This window comes from Candidatus Clostridium radicumherbarum (genome assembly GCF_045310525.1).
GTDB lineage: Bacteria > Bacillota > Clostridia > Clostridiales > Clostridiaceae > Clostridium_AT > Clostridium_AT radicumherbarum.
This window is the reverse complement of the sequence record NZ_JBJHZY010000004.1, coordinates 334,467-355,217: the sequence shown is the minus strand read 5'-3', so window position 1 is coordinate 355,217 and position 20,751 is coordinate 334,467. Positions and strand designations below refer to the sequence as shown.

At 32.8% G+C, this 20,751-nt stretch carries 17 protein-coding genes and 2 riboswitches; of the genes, 14 read left to right on the top strand and 3 right to left on the bottom strand.

Annotated elements, in window-relative coordinates:
* Positions 1-10 precede the first annotated feature (10 nt).
* The 13 genes from ACJDUH_RS17635 (at position 11) to ACJDUH_RS17575 (ending at position 17,017) form a co-directional block, all read left to right on the top strand.
* Positions 11-922: a M15 family metallopeptidase gene (locus ACJDUH_RS17635; protein ID WP_406766521.1), complete on the top strand. Its 912-nt coding sequence runs from the start codon at positions 11-13 to the stop codon at positions 920-922.
* Positions 923-1,018: 96 nt separating this feature from the next.
* A riboswitch (glycine riboswitch) is annotated at positions 1,019-1,119 on the top strand.
* Positions 1,120-1,122: 3 nt separating this feature from the next.
* Positions 1,123-1,199, top strand: a riboswitch (glycine riboswitch).
* Positions 1,200-1,293: 94 nt separating this feature from the next.
* Entirely contained in the window at positions 1,294-2,400 is a 1,107-nt protein-coding gene (gene gcvT, locus ACJDUH_RS17630; protein WP_406766520.1) for a glycine cleavage system aminomethyltransferase GcvT, read from the top strand.
* A gap of 75 nt (positions 2,401-2,475) precedes the next feature.
* Positions 2,476-2,859 (top strand): glycine cleavage system protein GcvH, encoded by a 384-nt coding sequence (gene gcvH / locus ACJDUH_RS17625; RefSeq protein WP_406766519.1) that lies wholly within the window; start codon positions 2,476-2,478, stop codon positions 2,857-2,859.
* Positions 2,860-2,861: 2 nt separating this feature from the next.
* Positions 2,862-4,226, top strand: a complete 1,365-nt coding sequence (gcvPA, locus tag ACJDUH_RS17620; protein ID WP_406766518.1) for an aminomethyl-transferring glycine dehydrogenase subunit GcvPA — start codon at positions 2,862-2,864, stop codon at positions 4,224-4,226.
* Positions 4,227-4,228: 2 nt separating this feature from the next.
* Positions 4,229-5,680 (top strand): aminomethyl-transferring glycine dehydrogenase subunit GcvPB, encoded by a 1,452-nt coding sequence (gene gcvPB / locus ACJDUH_RS17615; protein ID WP_406766517.1) that lies wholly within the window; start codon positions 4,229-4,231, stop codon positions 5,678-5,680.
* 2 nt (positions 5,681-5,682) lie between these two features.
* The gene (gene lpdA, locus ACJDUH_RS17610; RefSeq protein WP_406766516.1) at positions 5,683-7,077 is read left to right on the top strand and encodes a dihydrolipoyl dehydrogenase; all 1,395 of its coding nucleotides are present in this window, start codon (positions 5,683-5,685) and stop codon (positions 7,075-7,077) included.
* A gap of 98 nt (positions 7,078-7,175) precedes the next feature.
* Entirely contained in the window at positions 7,176-8,405 is a 1,230-nt protein-coding gene (gene glyA / locus ACJDUH_RS17605; RefSeq protein WP_406766515.1) for a serine hydroxymethyltransferase, read from the top strand.
* Between the two features lie 150 nt (positions 8,406-8,555).
* Positions 8,556-9,110 (top strand): GTP cyclohydrolase I FolE, encoded by a 555-nt coding sequence (folE, locus tag ACJDUH_RS17600; protein ID WP_406766541.1) that lies wholly within the window; start codon positions 8,556-8,558, stop codon positions 9,108-9,110.
* 110 nt (positions 9,111-9,220) lie between these two features.
* Positions 9,221-10,027: a dihydropteroate synthase gene (gene folP / locus ACJDUH_RS17595; RefSeq protein ID WP_406766540.1), complete on the top strand. Its 807-nt coding sequence runs from the start codon at positions 9,221-9,223 to the stop codon at positions 10,025-10,027.
* A gap of 20 nt (positions 10,028-10,047) precedes the next feature.
* A complete protein-coding gene (gene folK / locus ACJDUH_RS17590; protein ID WP_406766514.1) occupies positions 10,048-10,872 on the top strand; it encodes a 2-amino-4-hydroxy-6-hydroxymethyldihydropteridine diphosphokinase in 825 nt (274 codons plus the stop codon).
* A 410-nt stretch (positions 10,873-11,282) separates the two neighbouring features.
* Entirely contained in the window at positions 11,283-12,932 is a 1,650-nt protein-coding gene (locus tag ACJDUH_RS17585; protein WP_406766513.1) for a peptidoglycan-binding domain-containing protein, read from the top strand.
* Between the two features lie 434 nt (positions 12,933-13,366).
* Positions 13,367-15,400: a peptidoglycan-binding domain-containing protein gene (locus ACJDUH_RS17580; protein WP_406766512.1), complete on the top strand. Its 2,034-nt coding sequence runs from the start codon at positions 13,367-13,369 to the stop codon at positions 15,398-15,400.
* 297 nt (positions 15,401-15,697) lie between these two features.
* A complete protein-coding gene (locus ACJDUH_RS17575) occupies positions 15,698-17,017 on the top strand; it encodes an amidohydrolase family protein (RefSeq protein ID WP_406766511.1) in 1,320 nt (439 codons plus the stop codon).
* Between the two features lie 53 nt (positions 17,018-17,070).
* Here ACJDUH_RS17575 and ACJDUH_RS17570 read toward each other — a convergent pair whose 3' ends face one another.
* The 3 genes from ACJDUH_RS17570 to ACJDUH_RS17560 form a co-directional block, all read right to left on the bottom strand.
* On the bottom strand, positions 17,071-18,468 hold the full coding sequence (locus tag ACJDUH_RS17570) for a HAMP domain-containing sensor histidine kinase (protein ID WP_406766510.1): 1,398 nt from the start codon (positions 18,466-18,468) through the stop codon (positions 17,071-17,073).
* Between the two features lie 68 nt (positions 18,469-18,536).
* Entirely contained in the window at positions 18,537-19,253 is a 717-nt protein-coding gene (locus ACJDUH_RS17565; RefSeq protein ID WP_406766509.1) for a response regulator transcription factor, read from the bottom strand.
* Between the two features lie 77 nt (positions 19,254-19,330).
* Entirely contained in the window at positions 19,331-19,600 is a 270-nt protein-coding gene (locus ACJDUH_RS17560; protein ID WP_406766508.1) for an SHOCT domain-containing protein, read from the bottom strand.
* A gap of 226 nt (positions 19,601-19,826) precedes the next feature.
* Here ACJDUH_RS17560 and ACJDUH_RS17555 point away from each other — a divergent pair, with 226 nt between their 5' ends.
* Positions 19,827-20,423, top strand: coding sequence for a hypothetical protein (locus ACJDUH_RS17555; protein ID WP_406766507.1), 597 nt, complete (start codon positions 19,827-19,829; stop codon positions 20,421-20,423).
* Positions 20,424-20,751 lie beyond the last annotated feature (328 nt).

The window sequence follows — 20,751 nt, the reverse complement described above, 5'->3', positions numbered from 1 at the left end:
GATTTTCAAAATGATAAGCAGCATTAAAAAGAGCTTTAGCTTTTGTCTAATAATAATTTTGTTTTTGAATTTAAAGATTCCTATTAAAGCCTTAGGAGATAAAAATAATATTGTCATTAAGCAGGATCTATTATGTTTGACACTTGCCTACCCTGAGTACATTACTGGTTTTGAAGTAAAAGAAAATGGGATAATCTATATAAATATGAAATCAGGAAAAAAGATATTATATGATGATAAAAAAACAAAGTCAATTGAAGAAAAAATTAACAATGCTGATTTGCAAGATACTTTGGAACAACTCTATCCATTAGATTTTCCCACTGGGCTAATGGAAAAGAATTATGATCCTGGAAGGTTTAGAAATTATGAGCTTCTCAAAGAAGTTTATGGAAGTACAAAAAGCTCAGTTGAAGCTAATCTTAAAAAAGCCAATATTGGTTATGCTTTTCTACAATTTAATGGAAATAATAATGCAGCAAAGGAATTAAGTGCTGCTGTACGGGAAGCTCAGTCATTGGGAAAGGACAATATAAGAAGAGCACTATATCCAACATGCGGCACCTTTAATTATAGAAATATAGCTGGAACAAATAGGCTAAGTCCACATGCCTTTGGAATTGCAATAGACCTTGCCAGCAGCAAGTACGATTACTGGAAATGGGCATCTATCAAGGAGGGTGAAAAAAGACTTTTAACCTATCCAAAGGAATTAGTAAGTATTTTTGAAAATCATAATTTTATTTGGGGTGGTAAATGGAATCATTTCGATATTCTTCATTTTGAATATAGGCCCGAAGTTATTTTAAAGGCAAGATATTTCAGTAAGAATATTGGGGATAATGATGTTTGGTACAAGGGAATTCCTTTAGATAATTTACGGATTAAAGAAGTAATTGAAAATATAAATAAGGTACTATAACAAATAGATTGTTAATTTATTAATTAAATTGACACAATATTCCTAATAGTATATATTTAAATTATAAATATTAAAAATTTAATATTAATATATCAGATGATATTAGCGGGAGATATCTATCAGAGATAGCCGAAGAAGAAATAAACTAATTGCCGATTGGTTTAGAAGCTTTCAGGCAAAACAACCGTTAATGGATGGAACTCTGGAAAGTTCAGAAATGGCACCGAAGAAGAAAAATACTCTTAGGGTATTAAAACTTTCAGGTAAATATACAGAGAGATATGAAGGCTTGCAGCATTGCTTTGCCATCATATCTCTTTTTATTTTAATTAATAAAGCAAATAAATACATAATTGAAGGGAGAATGCGTTATGGAAAACCTTAAAAAAACAGCGCTGTATAATGCACATGAAAAGTATGGAGGAAAACTAATAGAGTTTGCCGGCTGGTGTCTTCCAGTTCAATATGAAGGGATTATTGAGGAACATGAAGCAGTAAGAAACAAAGCTGGTTTATTTGATGTATCTCATATGGGAGAGGTTGAAGTAAAAGGAAAAGAAGCCTTTGACTTTGTTCAAAATCTAGTAACTAATGATATAAGTGTTTTAAATGAAAATCAAGTTATTTACTCCTTTATGTGCTATGAGAATGGCGGTGTAGTTGATGACCTATTAGTTTACAAGTTTAACAATGAAAACTACCTACTAGTAGTAAATGCTAGTAACGTAGATAAAGATTATGAATGGATGCTTCAAAATAAAGGCAAGTTTCAGGTAGAAATTATAAATGTTTCAAATGAAGTTTCTGAAGTTGCGCTGCAGGGTCCTAAGGCTCAAGAAATACTTCAAAATTTAACAACTGAAAACTTAGATGATATAAAGTTTTTCTATTGTAAAAAAGATGTATCAATAGCAGGTATTAAATGCTTAGTTTCAAGAACAGGATATACTGGTGAGGATGGATTCGAAATATATACAGAGAATAAAAATATAGAAACTATTTGGGAAAGTCTTCTTGAGACTGGAAAGGTTTACGGGCTGGTACCAGCGGGGCTTGGCTGCAGAGACACCTTAAGATTCGAAGCAACACTGCCACTATATGGTAATGAAATTACAAAAGATATTACACCACTTGAAGCAGGCCTGGGCTTTTTTGTTAAGTTAAACAAAGAAAACTTCATAGGTAAAGAGGCTTTAGCTAAACAAAAGGAAGAAGGGCTTAAGAGAAAGCTGGTTGGGTTCGAAATGAAGGACAGAGGAATTCCAAGACATGGCTATGAAGTTTTTGCTGAAGGAAAAAATATTGGATTTGTGACTACTGGGTATTTTTCACCAACTTTGAAGAAAAATATTGGACTTGCGCTTATTGAATCAAATTACACAGAATTAGGAACTGAAATAAATGTACAAGTAAGAAATAAATCATTAAAGGCAGAAGTTATAAGCAAGAAGTTTTATACAAAAAATTACAAAAAATAAAGGCCGTTAAAGTCCTAGATGGACTACACCGTGCCGCATAAACTAGTAAGTATTAATAATGAGGAGGAAATTAAAATGAAAGTATTAAAAGAATTATTGTACACAAAGGAACATGAATGGGTAAGAGTTGAAGGAGAAAAGGCTTATATCGGAATTACAGATTTTGCTCAGCATGCATTAGGAAGCATCGTTTATGTGGAATTACCAGAAGTAGACAGTGAAATTAGTGAAGGTGACACCTTTGGAACAATTGAGTCAGTTAAAGCAGCTTCAGATGTATTTATGCCAATTGACGGGAAAATACTTGAAGTAAACGAAGCAATTGTAGACAATCCAGAATTAGTGAATGAAGATGCTTTTGAAAATTGGATGGTATGTGCTGAAATATTAAATAATAGTCAACTTCAAGGACTTATGAATGCTGATTCCTATGAAAAATTATGTAATGAGGAGGCTTAATAATGTTTCCATATATACCTAACAGTAGTTTAGATGAGGAAAAGATGCTTGACAGCTTAGGTATGAACTCATTAGAAGATCTTTTTAAGGATATTCCAGAAGATTTAAGATTAAAAAGAAAACTTAATCTAAATGAGCCCATGTCTGAGCTTGAGGTTAGTAAAAAAGTTAAGGCACTTGCAAGTAAAAATCTTGACAGTGAGGACTTAGTATGCTTTTTAGGTGCTGGTTCCTACGATCATTATATTCCATCAGTTGTTAAGCACATTACTTCAAGATCAGAGTTTTATACTGCATATACACCTTATCAGCCGGAGATAAGCCAGGGTACCCTTCAGGCTATTTTTGAATATCAGACTATGATTGCCGAATTAACTGGAATGGACGTAGCAAATGCATCTATGTATGATGGAGCAACTGCCTGCGCAGAAGCTGCAATGATGGCCTCAGAAAATACAAAACGTAAAACAGTATTAGTATCTAAAGCCGTACATCCTGAAATTAGAAAAGTATTAAAAACCTATATGAGATTTCATGGTGATGAGCTAGTAGAAATAGAAACAAAAGATGGGGAAACTGATATTGAAAGTCTTAAAGCTAATTTAAACAATAATTCTGCAGCTGTTATAGTCCAAAATCCTAATTTCTTTGGAGTAATAGAAGACTTAACAGAAGTGGAAAAAGTAACTCATGGAAATAAATCCTTACTAATAATGAATGTAGATCCAATTTCACTTTCAGTATTAAAGACTCCTGGAGAAATTGGTGCAGATATTGTTGTAGGAGATGGGCAAGCATTAGGAAATCCAATGAATTTTGGAGGACCATATCTAGGCTTTATGGCAACTACTACGAAACAAATGAGAAAAATGCCTGGTAGAATAGTTGGTGAAACAGAAGATATAGACGGTAAGAGAGCCTTTGTGCTTACACTGCAGGCAAGAGAACAGCATATAAGAAGAGAAAAAGCTACTTCAAATATCTGCTCTAATCAATCCTTAAATGCCTTAGCTGCAGCTGTTTATCTTTCAGTTATGGGAAAAGAGGGCTTAAGAGAAGTTGCAGAAACAAGCATGAAGAAAGCACACTATGCCTATAATGAATTAATTAAAACAGGTAGATATAAGAAAGCCTTTAATAAGCCATTTTTCAAGGAATTTGCTATAACAGGAACTGCAAATCCAGAGGTTCTAAATGATAAACTTCTAGGTGAGGGTATTCTTGGCGGATATTCACTTGATAAGGATTATGAGGAGTTAAAAAATTCTATTTTATTATGTGTAACTGAAAAGAGAACAAAAGAAGAAATAGATATGCTGGTTAATTTAATGGTAAATGTAGATGAAGATAAGGAGGGTAAGAGGTAAGCATGAAAGAGTATACTAAACTTATATTTGAAGTTTCAAAGAAAGGCAGAAAGGCCTATTCTCTTCCAAAATGCGATGTACCTGACTCTAATTTGGAAGAACTAGTTCCAAAGAATCTCCTTAGAGAAAAAGAATATATATTACCTGAGGTAAGTGAAGTAGATGTTATAAGGCATTATACCTTATTATCTAATAAAAATTATGGTGTGGATTCAGGTTTTTATCCACTTGGTTCCTGCACTATGAAGTATAATCCTAAAATAAATGAAGATATGGCTTCAAATCCTCACTTTACCGAGGTTCATCCTTATCAAGCTGAAAATACAGTGCAAGGTAATCTTGAACTTATGTATGATCTTAGTAAAATGCTAGGTGAAATTGTTGGTATGGATGGGTTCACTCTTCAGCCAGCAGCAGGTGCTCATGGAGAGCTAACGGGGCTTATGATAATTAAAGCTTATCATGAGGCTAGGGGAGACTATGCTAGGAAAAAGATAATAGTACCTGATTCAGCCCATGGAACTAATCCTGCCAGTGCTTCAGTAGCTAATTTTGAAGTAGTTGAAATAAAATCTGATGAAAAAGGAGCAGTGGATTTAGAAAACTTAAAAGCAGTTTTAGGAAACGATATAGCTGGTTTAATGCTTACAAATCCAAGCACATTAGGTCTATTTGAAGAAAATATAAGTGAAATAGCAAAACTTGTTCATGAAGCTGGCGGACTGCTATATTATGATGGAGCAAACACTAATGCTATTATGGGAATAACAAGACCTGGAGATATGGGCTTTGATGTAGTACATTTAAACCTTCATAAGACCTTTTCAACTCCCCATGGAGGCGGTGGTCCTGGAAGCGGTCCTGTAGGAGTAAAGAAAGAACTTATTCCTTTTCTTCCAACTCCTGTAATAGAAAAGCAGGATAATAAATTTGTTTTAAACTATGATAAGCCACTGTCTATAGGAAGAGTAAAGGGTTTTTATGGAAATTTTGGCATTTTAGTTAGAGCATATACCTATATATTAACTATGGGAAATGATGGCCTTAAAAAGGCAAGTGAAATGGCAGTTTTAAATGCAAATTATACCAAGGAAAAACTTAAGGACTATTATATGACTCTTGATAAAGTATGTAAGCATGAGTGTGTACTCGGAGGACTTAAGATACAAGAAAATGGTGTTACAACCTTAGATGTTGCAAAGAGGCTTATAGATTACGGTTATCATCCACCTACAATTTATTTCCCTCTAATAGTTGATAGCGCACTAATGATAGAACCAACTGAAACTGAAAGCCTTGAAACCTTAGACGGATTCGTGGATGCAATGATTGCTATAGCTAAGGAGGCTAAAGAAAAGCCAGAGCTTCTTAAAGAAGCTCCACACAACACTGTTGTAAGGAGATTAGATGAAGTAAAGGCCGCAAGAACTCCAATTTTAAGATGGAAGGTATAACTATGGAAAAAGATATTGTCGTAATAGGTGGAGGTCCTGGAGGATATGTAGCTGCCATTAGAGCAGCTCAGCTTGGTGCAAAGGTTTGTTTAATTGAGATGGATAAACTAGGTGGTACATGCCTCAATAGAGGCTGTATACCTACTAAAGCACTTTATAGAAATGCTGAGCTTTTAAATACTTTAAAGCACATAGATGAATTTGGCATTAATGTAGAAGCCTTAACTGTAGATGTTGCTAAAATACATCTTAGAAAACAAGGGGTAATTGATCAATTGGTTGGCGGAGTAGACCAGCTTTTAAAGGCGAATAATGTGTTAGTTTTAAATGGCAAGGCAGAGTTTAAACATAAAAATACTATTAAAGTTTACTTAAAAGATAAAAGCACCGAAGAAATAACTGCAAAAAATATAATAATTGCAACAGGTTCAGCACCTTCCATCCCTCCAATTGAAGGTGCTGATAGTGAAGGAATATATACAAGTGAAAATATTTTAAATTTTGAAAGCATACCTAAAACTCTAGCTATTATAGGCGGAGGAGTAATAGGTATGGAAATTGCTTGTATATTTAATTCCCTAGGTACCAAAGTTACAGTTCTTGAATTTTTGCCTAATATCATTGCCCAAGTTGATGGGGATATTACAAAACGACTTACCGTTTCATTAAAGAAAAAAGGAATAGAGATAAATACAGGAACTAAAGTAAATAAAATTGAAAGACAAGAAGATGGCTATGTGGTTTTTGGTGAAGGTAAAAAGGGAGAAATTAAAGTGGAAGCTGAAAAACTGCTTATTTCTGCTGGAAGATCACCAATGACTCAGGGCCTAAATTTAGAAGCAGTAGGAGTAGATTTTGATAGAAAAGGCATTAAAGTTGATTCTAATTATGAAACAAATGTGAAAGGAATATATGCCATTGGAGACGTAAATGGGAAAGTAATGCTTGCCCATGCAGCCTCACATCAAGGTATGTTTGCAGCAGAAAAGATCTTAGGCTTTTCTGAAGAAGTGCCAAGTGATATAATACCTAGCTGCATTTTCGTCTTTCCTGAAATAGCAACTGTAGGCATTACCGAGGAAGAAGCAAAGGCTAAGGGGCTTACATACAAAACAAGTAAATTTATGTTTGGAGCAAATGGAAAAGCTCTTGCTTTAGGTGAAGGTGAAGGTTTTGTTAAAGTCATAGCTAGTGAGGATAAAATCATTGGAGTTCATATAATGGGACCACATGCCTCTGATATTATTCATGAAGGTACCTTAGCAATTGCAAATAATATCAGTTTAAAGGAAATTAAAAGCACAGTGCATGCTCATCCAACTCTTTCAGAGGCGTTTTTAGAGGCTGCAATGGGGATAAATGGCGAAGCAATACATTTAATGCCAATGAAAAAGTAAGAATTAAATTTAATTTGTTATTTTTATAAAATTAAAGGAATAATAAGTGGTGAAAATTACGAATATTGTGGTAAAATAGCATTACGGGGGTGAAAGTAATGAATCTAGATAATGTTAAAAAAGTTGACCTAGAGATATTTAATGTAATTGAAAGTGAAATGGACAGACAGGAAAATAAGATAGAACTTATTGCATCTGAAAACTTTACCAGCAGTGCTGTAATGGAAGCTATGGGTTCACCGCTTACTAATAAGTATGCCGAAGGATATCCAGGAAAGAGATATTATGGCGGCTGTGAGTGTGTAGATGTAGCTGAAAATATAGCAAGAGATAGAATGTGCAAGCTTTTTGAAGCTGAACATGCCAACGTGCAGCCTCATTCTGGCTCACAGGCTAACATGGGAGTATATATGTCTGTACTTGAACCTGGTGATAAGGTGCTTGGAATGAACTTATCACATGGTGGACATTTAACCCATGGAAGTCCAGTTAATTTTTCAGGAAAGCTTTATAAATTTATTTCCTACGGAGTAAATGAGCAGGGTGTAATAGATTATGAAGAATTAAGAAGAATTGCACTTGAGGAAAAGCCTAAAATGATAGTTTCTGGTGCAAGTGCTTATGCAAGAATAATCGATTTTAAAACTATAAGAGAAATCTGTGATGAAATTGGTGCATACATGATGGTAGATATGTCACATATAGCAGGTCTTATAGCTGCTGGAGTACATCCAAGTCCAGTACCCTATGCTGATTTTGTAACAACTACAACTCACAAAACTTTAAGAGGACCAAGAGGTGGAGCAATACTATGCAAGGAAGAGTATGCAAAGGCAGTAGATAAAGCTATATTCCCTGGAATTCAAGGCGGACCTCTAATGCACGTTATTGCAGCAAAAGCAGTTTGTTTTAAAGAGGCTATGTCTGATGAGTTTAAAGCTTATCAAAAGAAAGTTGTAGAAAATGCACATACCTTAGCTGAAGCTTTAACTTCTAGAGGCTTTAAGCTGGTTTCTGGAGGAACAGATAACCATTTAATGCTTGTAGACCTTAGAAATAAAGGGGTAACTGGTAAAGAGGCAGAGCATCTATTAGATGAAGTAGGAATAACTGTAAATAAGAACACTGTACCTTTTGAAATACAAAGTCCATTTGTTACTAGTGGAATAAGAATTGGTACTCCTGCAACTACAACAAGGGGTTTTGGAAAAGAGGAAATGGTAGAAATCGCAGACATAATTTCTTGGAGTATAGATAACAAGGATGGGGATTTAACACCAGCTAAAAATAAAGTTAAAGCTTTATGTGAAAAGTTTCCATTATACTAATTTATAACTATTATTTATAAAAAAGCTACCATTTGTAAAATGATAGCTTTTTTATATACTATTGTTTGAATGTTGATCAATTTGAAGTAGGATAGTGATATGCTATAATAATATATCAGGAACATATGAAAACGAGGTATAAAACTTATGATAGACGAAAATAAAATAAAAGAAGCAGTTAAAATGATAATTGAAGCAATAGGAGAGGACTCAAAAAGGGAAGGGCTACTGGATACTCCAGATAGAATAGCAAGAATGTACTCAGAAATATTTTCGGGGCTTAATGAGAGTGCAGACACTCATTTATCAAAGACCTTTACTGTAGAACAAAATAATATAATAGTTGAGAAGGATATACCTTTTTATTCTATGTGTGAACATCACTTTCTACCCTTCTATGGTAAGGTGCATATAGCATATATACCAAATGGAAAGGTAGCTGGACTAAGTAAGCTTGCTAGAACTGTTGACGTATATGCTAAAAGACCTCAGCTTCAAGAGAAAATGACAGCTGAAATTGCCGATGCCTTATATGAACATTTAGATGCTTCAGGAGTACTTGTTATTATTGAAGCAGAGCATCTTTGTATGAATATGAGAGGTATTAAAAAGCCAGGAAGTAAAACAAAAACTCTCTCTATTAGGGGATGTTTTGAAAAAGATCAAAGCTTAAAGGAAGATGCTTTTGAACTACTTAGAAGTTAAGGAGGTTAAAGTCCTAAATGGACTTTAACGGGCAGTTTGCGAGTGGAACGAGCAATCTTAAACTGCCCAGTGTTTCCGACTAAAAGGAGGAAAAAAATATGAACAAAGATATGTATATTGGAAATAAACTTTTTAATCTAGGAAAACAAACCTATATAATGGGCATATTAAATGTCACTCCAGATTCTTTTTCTGATGGAGGTAAGTTTCTTAATTTTGAAAAAGCCATAAATCACGCTAAGGAAATGGTAAAAGAGGGAGCAGATATTATTGATATAGGTGGAGAGTCTACAAGGCCTAATCATGTACCTGTTGGGGAAGAAGAGGAAATAAAAAGAGTGATTCCTATAATTAAGGCTTTAAGTAAGGAAATAGACGTTCCTATATCTGTAGATACTTATAAGGCTAAGGTGGCAGAATGTTCTATATTAGAAGGAGCTGCGCTAATCAACGATGTATGGGGCTTCAAAAAGGATAAGGAAATGGCTAAAATTGCAGCGAAGTATAATGTTGCTTGCTGTTTAATGCATAATAGAGAAAATAATAATTATAATGATTTAATGTCGGATATGATAATGGATTTAAAGGAAAGCATAAATCTTGCCCTATCTAACGGGGTAAAAGAGGATAAAATCATTGTTGATCCAGGTATAGGTTTTGCAAAAAATTATGAGCAAAACCTTGAAGTCATGAATAAACTTGAAATGCTTAGTATTCTAGGTTATCCTGTACTTCTTGCTACTTCTAAAAAATCAATGATTGGAAATGCTCTTAATTTGCCTCCAGAAGAAAGAGGAGAAGGTACACTTGCCACAACAGTTATAGGAATAATGAAAAATTGTGATTTTGTTAGAGTTCATAATATAAAAGAAAATAAAAGGGTTTGCAGGATGACCGATGCAATTATTAGAAAATAGTAAAGTAAGCAGGTGAGTATATGGATAAGATACATATAAAGGATCTTGAGGTTTATGCCTTTCATGGTGTTAATAAAGAAGAAAAAAACATGGGACAAAGATTTTTAATTTCCCTTGAGCTTTCTCTTAATTTAAGAGAGGCTGGGTTAAGTGATGATTTAAATAAAACAGTAAATTATGCAGAACTCTGCGTTAACATAGAGAAAGAATTTACAAAAAAGAAATTTGATCTAATTGAAGCTGCTGCAGAGGCATTAGCTAATTATATTTTATTAAATTATACATCAGTAAATAGTGTTAAAATATTACTTAAAAAGCCTTGGGCTCCTATTGGAAAACCTATAGATTATGCTGCAGTAGAAATTGAAAGAGGCTGGCACAAGGTATATATTGCCTTAGGAACTAATATGGGAAATAAAGAGAAAAACATAAATGAAGCGCTTGAAAAATTAAACAGTAATAAATGTAAGGTTATAAAAATATCAAACATGTACACAACCAAGCCAGTAGGATATACTGAACAAGAGGATTTCTTAAATTGCTGTGCTGAATTAAAGACCTTGCTGACACCAAATGAACTTATTAATTTATTACTTGGCATAGAACAGGATTTAAAAAGAGTAAGAACAATAAAGTGGGGACCAAGAACAATTGATTTAGACGTTTTACTTTATGATAATATAATTACTTCTACTGAAGAAATAATTATACCACATCCTAGAATGCATGAAAGGCTTTTTGTTCTAAAACCTTTAAGCGACATAGCTCCTTATTTAATTCATCCAATTATAAATAAAAGAATAATAGACATTGAGATGGAAGTATCCCAAATTCAAAGTTTATAGGAAGTTTAAATTAGCTAAACATTATTGTAATAGAAGTAGTTAATATTTTACCTGAATTATACAAATAAGATTATTGGAGTTAACTCCTTATTCAGATTATTCTGAACAAGGAGTTTTATCATTATATGTAACAATATGTAAAATATTATGCTGGAAAAATAAAAAAATCACAATAGTTAGACAAAAATATATATAAAAATTATAAAATTTCCAAAATTCATGTATACTTTTTCATTTTTTATTGATATAATGGAATTGTTAATATTTCGAGTAATTAGTAGTTCATTGTTAGTTTGACTATTAACAATCAACACCACAATTTTGCTTAAATTAACAATTATTAGTGGACAAGCTAATAAGACAATTTAATTCTACGGAATATTGTTAACGTAAATAAGGAGGGGTCTTAATTGAACAAAAAGTTAAAATCAATTAGCTGTATATTAGCAGCAACCTGTACATTCCTTGTAGTAGAAAACACTATTAAAGTTGGGCCACTAGCTGTAGACGTAGTTTCAGCTGCTACTGGAGAAGCAACTACCACTACACCAACAACAACAACTTCTACAAGCAAAACAACTACAACTTCAGTTTCAACTTCCTCAGGTTACTTAACACGTTTACTTCTTGTAGGTTCAAGTGGAAGTGATGTTAAGAATCTTCAAACAGCTCTTAATAGTAATGGAGCTAAGCTTACAGTAGATGGTTTCTTTGGACCACTTACTAAAACAGCAGTAATGAACTATCAAAAAGCTCAAGGACTTGTAGTTGATGGAATAGTGGGACCAAAAACTATGGCAGTATTAGTTCCACGTTCTACAATACCAACATCTATAGTTAAGACAGGCTCATCAAGTGCTGATGTTAAGTATTTACAAACTAACCTTAATAAACTTGGGTACAAGCTATCTGTTGATGGAATCTTTGGAAAGCTTACTGCTGCTGCTGTTAAGGACTTCCAAAAGGCAAATGGCCTTGCTGTAGATGGAATAGCTGGTCCAAATACATTTGGAAAGTTATATGATAAAGTTAATGCTCCTGCAGTAACTACACCAACAACTCCAACAACTCCAACAACTCCAACAACACCAGTAGATACAGTAACATCTGCTTCACAAGTAAATGATGAAGCTACTTTTATAAAGAATGTTACTTCAACTACTAGCATGTATATGCAAATAGTTAATAAAGATTTGACTTTCACAAGTGATATTTTAGTTGTACCTGGAACTAAGGCAGCTACTGCTACTACAACACAATCTTATAGCCGTTCAATAGCACCAGCTGCAGAAGTGAAAGATAGTGCTGGGAATACTATTATAACAAAGAGATATATACTTACTGTACCAAACTTAGTTTTTGTTGGAGACAATCAAAAGATTGAGTATGGTATTGTTAAAGGCGATATTTATGTAAATGGTAATAAATTTACACTTAAAGATGCAAGAATTGACGGAAACGTTTATTTTGCAACTCAAGCACAAATGGATGCTTTTGTAAAAGATTCAGCGACTACAATAAATGGACAAGTTGCTGTAAAAGCATATGTACCAGGGGTAATACCAGTTTCACCAAAAGTTGATGCTGTTGCAAGTGCATCACAAGTAAGTGATGAAGCTACTTTTGTAAATAATATAACTAATCCAGCAACTAGCTATATGCAAATTGTAAATAAATCTTTAACTTTCACAAAGGATATTACAGTTGTAAGTGGAACAAAACCAGCTTCAACTAATTCTACTACAGGCGTTGTTACTCCAGCTGCACCTAACCGCTCAATAGCACCATGTGCAGAAGCAAAAGATAGCACTGGAAAAACTATAGTTACAAAGAAATTCATAATTACTGTTCCTAATTTAGTATTCAGCGGACAGAATGAAAAAATTGAGTATGGTATTGTAAAGGGTAATGTTTATGTTCAAAATACTGGATTTAAACTTACTGATACAGTCATCGATGGAAATCTATACTTTGCAACTCAAGCTTTAAAGGATGCTTACATAAGCTCAAAGGATGCTACAACTGTAGTAAATGGAGTAATTGAAGTTAAGGCATATTAATATATTGATGTATTAGAAAAATCCAAATAATTTACTTATAGATTATATTTATATTAAATAATCTACAAGATTTAATGAAAATAACCAATGTGTATATTGTATATATTACACATTGGTTATTTTTTTATTGCTTTAGAAAAATTTTATTAGATTTTAATATTTTCTAAGAATTAGTTTTGGGGTAATTTATGCACAATGTTAATAATAATGTAAAAATAATACAAATAATCGGTAAAATATTATAAATATTCTAAATTTACTGTGTACTTTTACTAGTTTTATTGATATAATCAAATTGTAAATATTTCGGTAAATTAACAATCTACTGTTAGTTTGACTATTAACAATCAATTGATAATATGTACAAGCTAATACAGATCTTAGTTCGCAGAAATATTATATATAATAATAAATTCAATATGGAGGGGATTATATTGAACAAAAGGCTAAAATCAATATGCTGTGCTCTAGCTGCAACTATGACCCTAGTAGTTCTTCAAAATACTGTAAGGCTTGGGTCATTCGGAGTAGATGTTGTTTCTGCAGCTACAGGAACAACAACTGGCTCAACAACAACATCATCTTCAACTTCAAGTGGTTCTACAACATACTACTCAAATGGGTATCGTATGCTTAAAATGGGATCATCAGGCAGCGACGTTAAGAATCTTCAAACAGTACTTAATAATAATGGTGCTAAACTTACTGTTGATGGTTTTTTTGGTAAACTGACCAAAGCAGCAGTTATGGACTATCAAAAGGCAAAGGGACTTGTAGTTGATGGTATTGTAGGCCCAAAAACTTATGCAGTATTAGTTCCTAGTTCAGCTGTACCTACCTCAATAGTAAAGAATGGTTCAGTTAACAATGATGTTAAGTATTTGCAGACAAATCTTAATAAACTAGGGTACAAGCTTTCTGTTGATGGTATCTTTGGAAAACTTACTTTAGCTGCTGTTAAGGACTTCCAAAAGGCAAATGGTCTTGTGGTTGATGGAATAGCTGGACCAAAGACATTCGCTAAATTATATGAAAAGACTGGAACATCAACAACTCCAACTACACCAACAACTCCAACTACACCAACACCTCCAACTGATACAGTAGCATCGGCTTCAGTAACAGATAATGCGGCTGTTTTCGAAAAATCAATAGGTACAGCTGGTAAATGGATTGTTTGTAGTACCAAGGATTTAACTTTTGACCATCCTATCGTAGTAGATGGAAACTTTACAAATGGAAAAGTAGGGACTAATGGCTTAAAAACAATTCAACGTAAGATAGGTCTTTATACTCAGAAACTGAATGCTGATGGATCAACTGCTAAGGATGAGAATGGTAAAAACATAACAGATAAGAGATTTACATTGACTGCACCAAAAATAACAATATTGAGTATGAATGCTAGCATTGAACAAGGAACCATTAAGGGTGATATCTATGTATCTGCTCAAAACTTCCAATTAAAAGGAGCTACGGTTCAAGGAAATGTATTCTTTACTAATAAAGGTGCACAAGCTACATTTAACAAGAATGATAGTACAATAACAGGTATGCAGTCGTTATTGCAGTTGCCAGAGACAGTGGATGCATACGCATCAGCTTCAAAGGTAATGGATAATAATGCTTTCGAAACCGCTATAAGCAGTTCTGGTAAATGGATAATAGCTACTCTTAATAACTTAAAGTTTGATCATGAGATTGTTTTAGACGGAGATTTAAAGAAAGCAGCTACTGATACTGCTCCACAACGTAAACTAGCAATTTACGCTCACGATTTAGCTGACTCTAAGAAAACTACTGGTAGATTTATTTTACAAGCACCAAAATTAACTATTAAGAGCGCTAATGCTAACATTACTAAGGGAATGTTCAAGGGCGATTTATATGTTACAGTTCCAAACTTCAAGTTAGTTGATGCAATAGTTGATGGTAATGTATACTTTACTACACAACAAGCTAAAGATACATTCCAGCCAGACGCTACAAGTATCATAACTGGAGTTCAAGAATTAAAGGCACCAGTTGACGCAGTTACAGGTGCTTCACAAGTTAACGACGAAGCTACTTTTGAAAAGGCTATAGGCGACTACAATAGCAGCTTTATGCTAATTGTAAATAAGGATCTTACATTTACAAAGGATCTGAGAGTTGTAAGTGGAACTAGTAAGGGTCTTCCAAACCGTTCAATTGCACCTTGTGTAGAAGGAGCAGATAATAAAGTTACTAAGCAATATACAATTACAGTTCCAAACTTAATACTAAGCGGCGCGAATGAAAAAGTCGAGTACGGTATTGTTAAGGGAAATGTATATGTACAAAATACTGGATTTACTCTACCAGGTGCAACAATCGACGGAAATCTTTATTTTGCAACTCAAGCATTATTGGATGAATACAATAAACTTGATGCTACTAACAAAGGTACAGTTACTGGAGGAGCACCTACTGTAAAGGCATATCAATAACGACTTAATGGAGTAACAAGTGCAAACTTAACAAGTAAAAATGGCTATCTTTCTTCAATTCTCGAAGCTGCAAAAGCTGCTTAATAGTAAGCAGAGTAAAGGAGAAACCTCAACATAAAAATGTTGATAAAGTCTAATATACCCTAACTTTAAGGGTTCTTAAAATTATAAAAACACCTTATATATTGTATTAATAATGCAATATATAAGGTGTTTTTTATTTAGTAATATTAAATTAGTAACTTCCTAATTATATAAAGATGTGAATAATTGATAAGCTTCATTAATATATTTGAAATGGAGGCAAAATCTTATATATTAATTAATGGAGATGGTAATTTGGCTTATTATAGCTATTATACAAAAGCCTACAAAGGTCATATAGCTTACACTCCAGAATTAGGGAAATATAGTATTCTAGAAAATGGGTATATAGTTGTAGAAGGGACTAAAGTAAAAGGAGTTTACAAGTCACTACCAAAGGAATATGAGTATATAGAAGTTGAAAACTACGGAAATAGACTGATTATACCAGGGTTTATTGACTTGCATCTGCATGGGTCACAGCTTGCCAATAGAGGCTTAGGCCTTGATTTAGAATTAATGAAATGGCTGAATGCTCATACCTTTAAAGAAGAGGCAAGGATAAAAGATTTGAGATATGCTGAAACAATATATAATGAAACGGCTAAATTATTATTAAAGAATGGAACTACAAGGGCAGTTATATATGGAACCCTGCATAGAGAATCCACAGAATTATTGATGAATATTGTTAATAAATATGGGCTTGGAGCCTATGTTGGGAAGGTAAGCCAGGATAAGAATTCTCCTGATTACTTAACTGAAAATGCAGTAGATGCAATAAAAGAAGAAGAAGTATTTTTAAGGGATACAATAAATAGATATAAATTAGTAAAACCAATCATTACACCTAGGTTTGTACCTGCTTGCTCTTTAGAGCTTTTGAAAGCTCTAGGTATAATGGCACAAAAGTATAAGGTGCCTGTCCAATCTCATTTAGATGAAGATTTATCTGAAATTGATTTTGTAAAGGAAGAATATCCTCAATTTAAAAACTATGCTTCAATTTATGATTATGATGGACTTCTAGGACAAAAGCCAACAATTATGGCTCATTGTGTCTATTTAAGTGATGATGAAATAAGGCTTTTAGCAAAAAATAAAGTTTATGTAGCACATTGCCCTACATCAAACTTTAATCTTTCAGGCAGCACTGCCCCAATTAAAAAATTAATAGGTAAAGGTATACCAGTAGGCCTTGGAACGGATATTGCAGCTGGGCATAATATTTCTATACTAAAGGTTATGCTGCAGGCAATTCAAGCTTCTAAGGTAGTTTATTCTCGGACACATGATGAAAAGGATAAGCTTACATCACCAGAAGCATTTTACTTAGCTACTAAAGGCGGTGGAAGCTTTTTTGGAAAGGTAGGAAGCTTTGAAGAAGGCTATGATTTTGATGCTCTTGTAATAGATGATAGTAATTTAGTATATGTAAAGCCCTTATCTATTGAAGAAAGAATTGACAGATTTATTTATATTGGAGATGATAGAAATATAATTAAAAGATTTGTGGCTGGAAGGGCGGTGTAATAATAAAGAGAAGTTTCTTTTAAAGAACTTCTCTTTACTTATAAAATAAATTTTTAAGCTAATATATTAGGAAACTCAATAGTAAAGGTTGTGCCTTCACTTAAAGTGCTCTCTACAAAGATTTTTCCATCATGAGCTTCTACAAAGGCTTTAGTTATTGAGAGACCTATGCCAGCACCTCCAGTATTTTTGTCCCTAGACAAATCCGTTCTATAAAAGCGTTCAAATATGAAAGGCAGATCCTTTTCAGGTATGCCAATACCGTTGTCAATAACTTTAATTATTATCTTTTGTTTTTCTTGTCTTAAGATTACTTTTGCTTCACCCTTTGGTTCTAAATACTTATAGGAATTTGAAAGCAAATTGTTCATTATTTGCTTAAATTTATCCTTGTCAATTAATACATTAATTTCAGGTTCTATTTTCCGTGATAAAACATAATTTTCTTTATCAAAAAGTGGTTTAAAGGTATCCAAAATCTTTTCTAGTTCAATAGAAAGATTAAGCTTACTTTTGTTTAAATTTAGATTTGTTTCATCAAGCTTTGCAAGATTCTTTAGATTATCTACCATTTTTGTAAGTCTATCAATTTCATCATAAAAAGTTTCTAATCTCTCGGTAGTAGGTTCCCAAACTCCATCAATAAAGGCTTCAACATGAGTTTTTAAAGTGGTCAAGGGAGTCCTTAATTCATGAGCCATATCTGAAGTTAGCCTTTTTCTAAGCATCTCCTGACTATTTAAGGTTTCTGCCAAAAAATTTATGGAATTTGAAAGTTCATCTATTTCTTTAGTATTTGAATTAATATCTGATCTAACCTGTAGATTACCATGTCTTATTTTGTTTGCAGCTTCTGTAATTTTAACAAGTGGCTTTGAAAGTTGACTTGAAATAATTATACTAATAATGAGACCAAAAATTAAGGCAGCAATTGCAGATACAAAAAAGGAATGATTTAAAGTGCTTAAAAATGTAACAGAACCTGAGGTTAAATATGAAGTGCCAAAATAGCCAATTATAATATTTCCTATGTTTTTGTTATTTGACACCAATGGATACTTATTTTCTGTATACTCACCTAGATTTGCCATAGGAAAGTTACTCATCATGGAACCCATCATATTGTTCATCATCTGATTTTGCCTTAAATAAGAATTACCTGAGGAATAAATGGTATTATTATTTGAATCTTTTACTTCTATATATAATTCCTGCAGTTCGGCATATCTTTGTATCTCATCAGTATTAACCTTAGAAAGATTAGCTTCACCTGTATATAATTCATCCACAATTTTTACAGCATTATTTACTTTAGCATTATGTTCATCTATTAGATAAGTTTGAAACTTCTTACCAACTGTATAATTGGATATAAGGCTTGCCAATATAATTGAGCCTAAAACGGCAATAAGAAAACCAAAGGAAATTTTTTTTCTTAAAGAAATCTTCATTTTTACCTCACAAATTTTTTTTGGGTTTGATAAAATTATTAATATTTTCTACTTAGAATTACAATTATTTAATTGTTATGACCAGAAGAGTTTAATGTGAATTTATAACCTGCTCCATAAACTGTTGTAATATATTTTGGCGCCTTTGGGTTATCTTCGATCTTTTGGCGTATATTCTTAATATATGTATCCACAGTTCTATCAAAACCTTCATAATCAGTTCCAAAAGCTTTTTCTACCAATTGTTCTCTAGAAAAAACTTGACCTGGATTTGTTAATAATATTTTTAATACCTTAAATTCATTTGCTGTTAAGCTAATAGCTTCGCCTTGTTTTTTAACAAGCATTTTTTTAATTTCAATTTCTAAATCTCCATCATTAAAGCTTAAAATATCAGCAAGTGGAGAAATATCTCTGTAGGATCTTCTAAGCAAGGCACGAACCCTTACTACAAGTTCACGAACACTAAAAGGCTTAGTTAAATAATCATCAGCACCAATAGAAATTCCTTCAATTTTATCATCCTCCTCAGCCTTTGCTGTCAGCATGATAATGGGAACGGTTGATATAGATCTTATAATACTGCATACCTTTTCGCCAGATATCTTTGGGAGCATCAAATCTAAAACTATAAGATGAACAGTTTCATTATTAAATATATGAAGAGCTGCTTCACCATCCATTGCCGATAAGACTTCAAAGCCTTCTTTTTCAAGATAGGCCTTAACTACATCCAAAATATTTTGTTCATCATCAACTACTAATATTTTAATGTTATTATTCATACTTCACCTCAAATAATATAAATAGTAGTAAATTTATTATAGTTTATAAATTTATAAAAAACTAGGGTACAATAACCCTAGTTTTTCTTTGATAATATGGTTTTCTTTTTTAAATACTCTTCTTCATTTATTTCGCCTTTAGCAAATTTCTCATCAAGAATTCTCATTGAGTTGTTATTAAAATTATGATGCCTTTTATATAGCTTTACTGCAAGGATTATTACTCCTATAAATATCAATAATCTAAAGCCCATATTTATAAGATACCATCCAATTCCAAGTGAGCCTGAAGCACCATATCCATAAGGACCGTAACCAGCAAAGCCGCCAAAACCTCTGCAAAACATAAAAATTACCTCCAAATAATAAATTTTGTTTTCTATATGATTAATTATATAAGTAAACTGTGGAGGAATTATGAAGAAATAATAGAAAATAAAAAGTTTAAATTAATCTTTAATTAGTTATACTTATCTGTAACAAAATTCTTAATGAGTTCATAAGATGTTAGGGAGCAAAATATTTCTTGAAATTATATTTCAAGGAAATATAACAATAGTTTGAGGGGTAAAAGTGGAAAATTTAATTAGTAATCCAGGAAACACAAATTTTTGGATTCAAAATGTTATCAGAGTGCAAGATGCCATTATTCAAAGAATTTTCGTAGATAACAGAGGAATAGGATATGTAACAATATCATTTAGGATTATGAATCAATTTAACATGGTTTCCACTAGTATTGTTACTTTGATAGTTGGTCCAACTACAATAATTCTAGATCAATATGATCAAGTCTTTCCATTTTGGAATTTGAAAGTAGGTATGATAGTAAATGCTGATTTTTCATCAAAAATGACAAGAAGTATACCACCACAGTCACAAGCATTTAGAATAATTGTTAGTCATAAAAATTGGCCTTATTATGTTAAGGTAGACAGGGTAATGGAGGTTGATGTTAAAAATAGATATCTTTATACAGGTAACAAAAATGATATATATAGCCAAACACGTTTTGTGGTAACTAAATCAGCAATTATTACGGATAGAAGGGGAAATAGAATAACCTTAGGTGATATAAGACCAGGTCAGACTGTGAGAATAGAACATGCAATCTTTCAGACGGACAGCATTCCACCACAAACTACAGCGTTTAGTGTTCATGTGTTATAAACTCAATAGATATACCGACTGAGGTTGAATTTTTACCTCAGTTGTTTTTTTTATTTTAAGATAGTCTCCTTATTTGTTACCAGCACACCATGGGGGTTGACTTTACAAAAAGCCTATGGTATTATAATGAAAATTTCTTTAAAACCAGCCCTGCGAGACTGGAAAGGATAGAAAATACTGGTATTTAACGTACTCCTATGCCTTCCTGATGTCAGGAAGGCATTATTTATTATCAGAATAAAATTACTTAAATAATTCATGATAATCATACCTTTAATGATAGGCCTGAGGGTCTAAAAGGAGGAATTTAAATGTTAATAGGAAATAC

Coding starts and splice junctions, on each gene's coding strand:
- ACJDUH_RS17635 (WP_406766521.1), top strand. CDS start 11: ATGATAAGCAGCATTAAAAAGAGCTTTAGCTTTTGTCTAATAATAATT.
- gcvT (WP_406766520.1), top strand. CDS start 1,294: ATGGAAAACCTTAAAAAAACAGCGCTGTATAATGCACATGAAAAGTAT.
- gcvH (WP_406766519.1), top strand. CDS start 2,476: ATGAAAGTATTAAAAGAATTATTGTACACAAAGGAACATGAATGGGTA.
- gcvPA (WP_406766518.1), top strand. CDS start 2,862: ATGTTTCCATATATACCTAACAGTAGTTTAGATGAGGAAAAGATGCTT.
- gcvPB (WP_406766517.1), top strand. CDS start 4,229: ATGAAAGAGTATACTAAACTTATATTTGAAGTTTCAAAGAAAGGCAGA.
- lpdA (WP_406766516.1), top strand. CDS start 5,683: ATGGAAAAAGATATTGTCGTAATAGGTGGAGGTCCTGGAGGATATGTA.
- glyA (WP_406766515.1), top strand. CDS start 7,176: ATGAATCTAGATAATGTTAAAAAAGTTGACCTAGAGATATTTAATGTA.
- folP (WP_406766540.1), top strand. CDS start 9,221: ATGTATATTGGAAATAAACTTTTTAATCTAGGAAAACAAACCTATATA.
- folK (WP_406766514.1), top strand. CDS start 10,048: ATGGATAAGATACATATAAAGGATCTTGAGGTTTATGCCTTTCATGGT.
- ACJDUH_RS17575 (WP_406766511.1), top strand. CDS start 15,698: ATGGAGGCAAAATCTTATATATTAATTAATGGAGATGGTAATTTGGCT.
- ACJDUH_RS17570 (WP_406766510.1), bottom strand. CDS start 18,468: ATGAAGATTTCTTTAAGAAAAAAAATTTCCTTTGGTTTTCTTATTGCC.
- ACJDUH_RS17565 (WP_406766509.1), bottom strand. CDS start 19,253: ATGAATAATAACATTAAAATATTAGTAGTTGATGATGAACAAAATATT.
- ACJDUH_RS17560 (WP_406766508.1), bottom strand. CDS start 19,600: ATGTTTTGCAGAGGTTTTGGCGGCTTTGCTGGTTACGGTCCTTATGGA.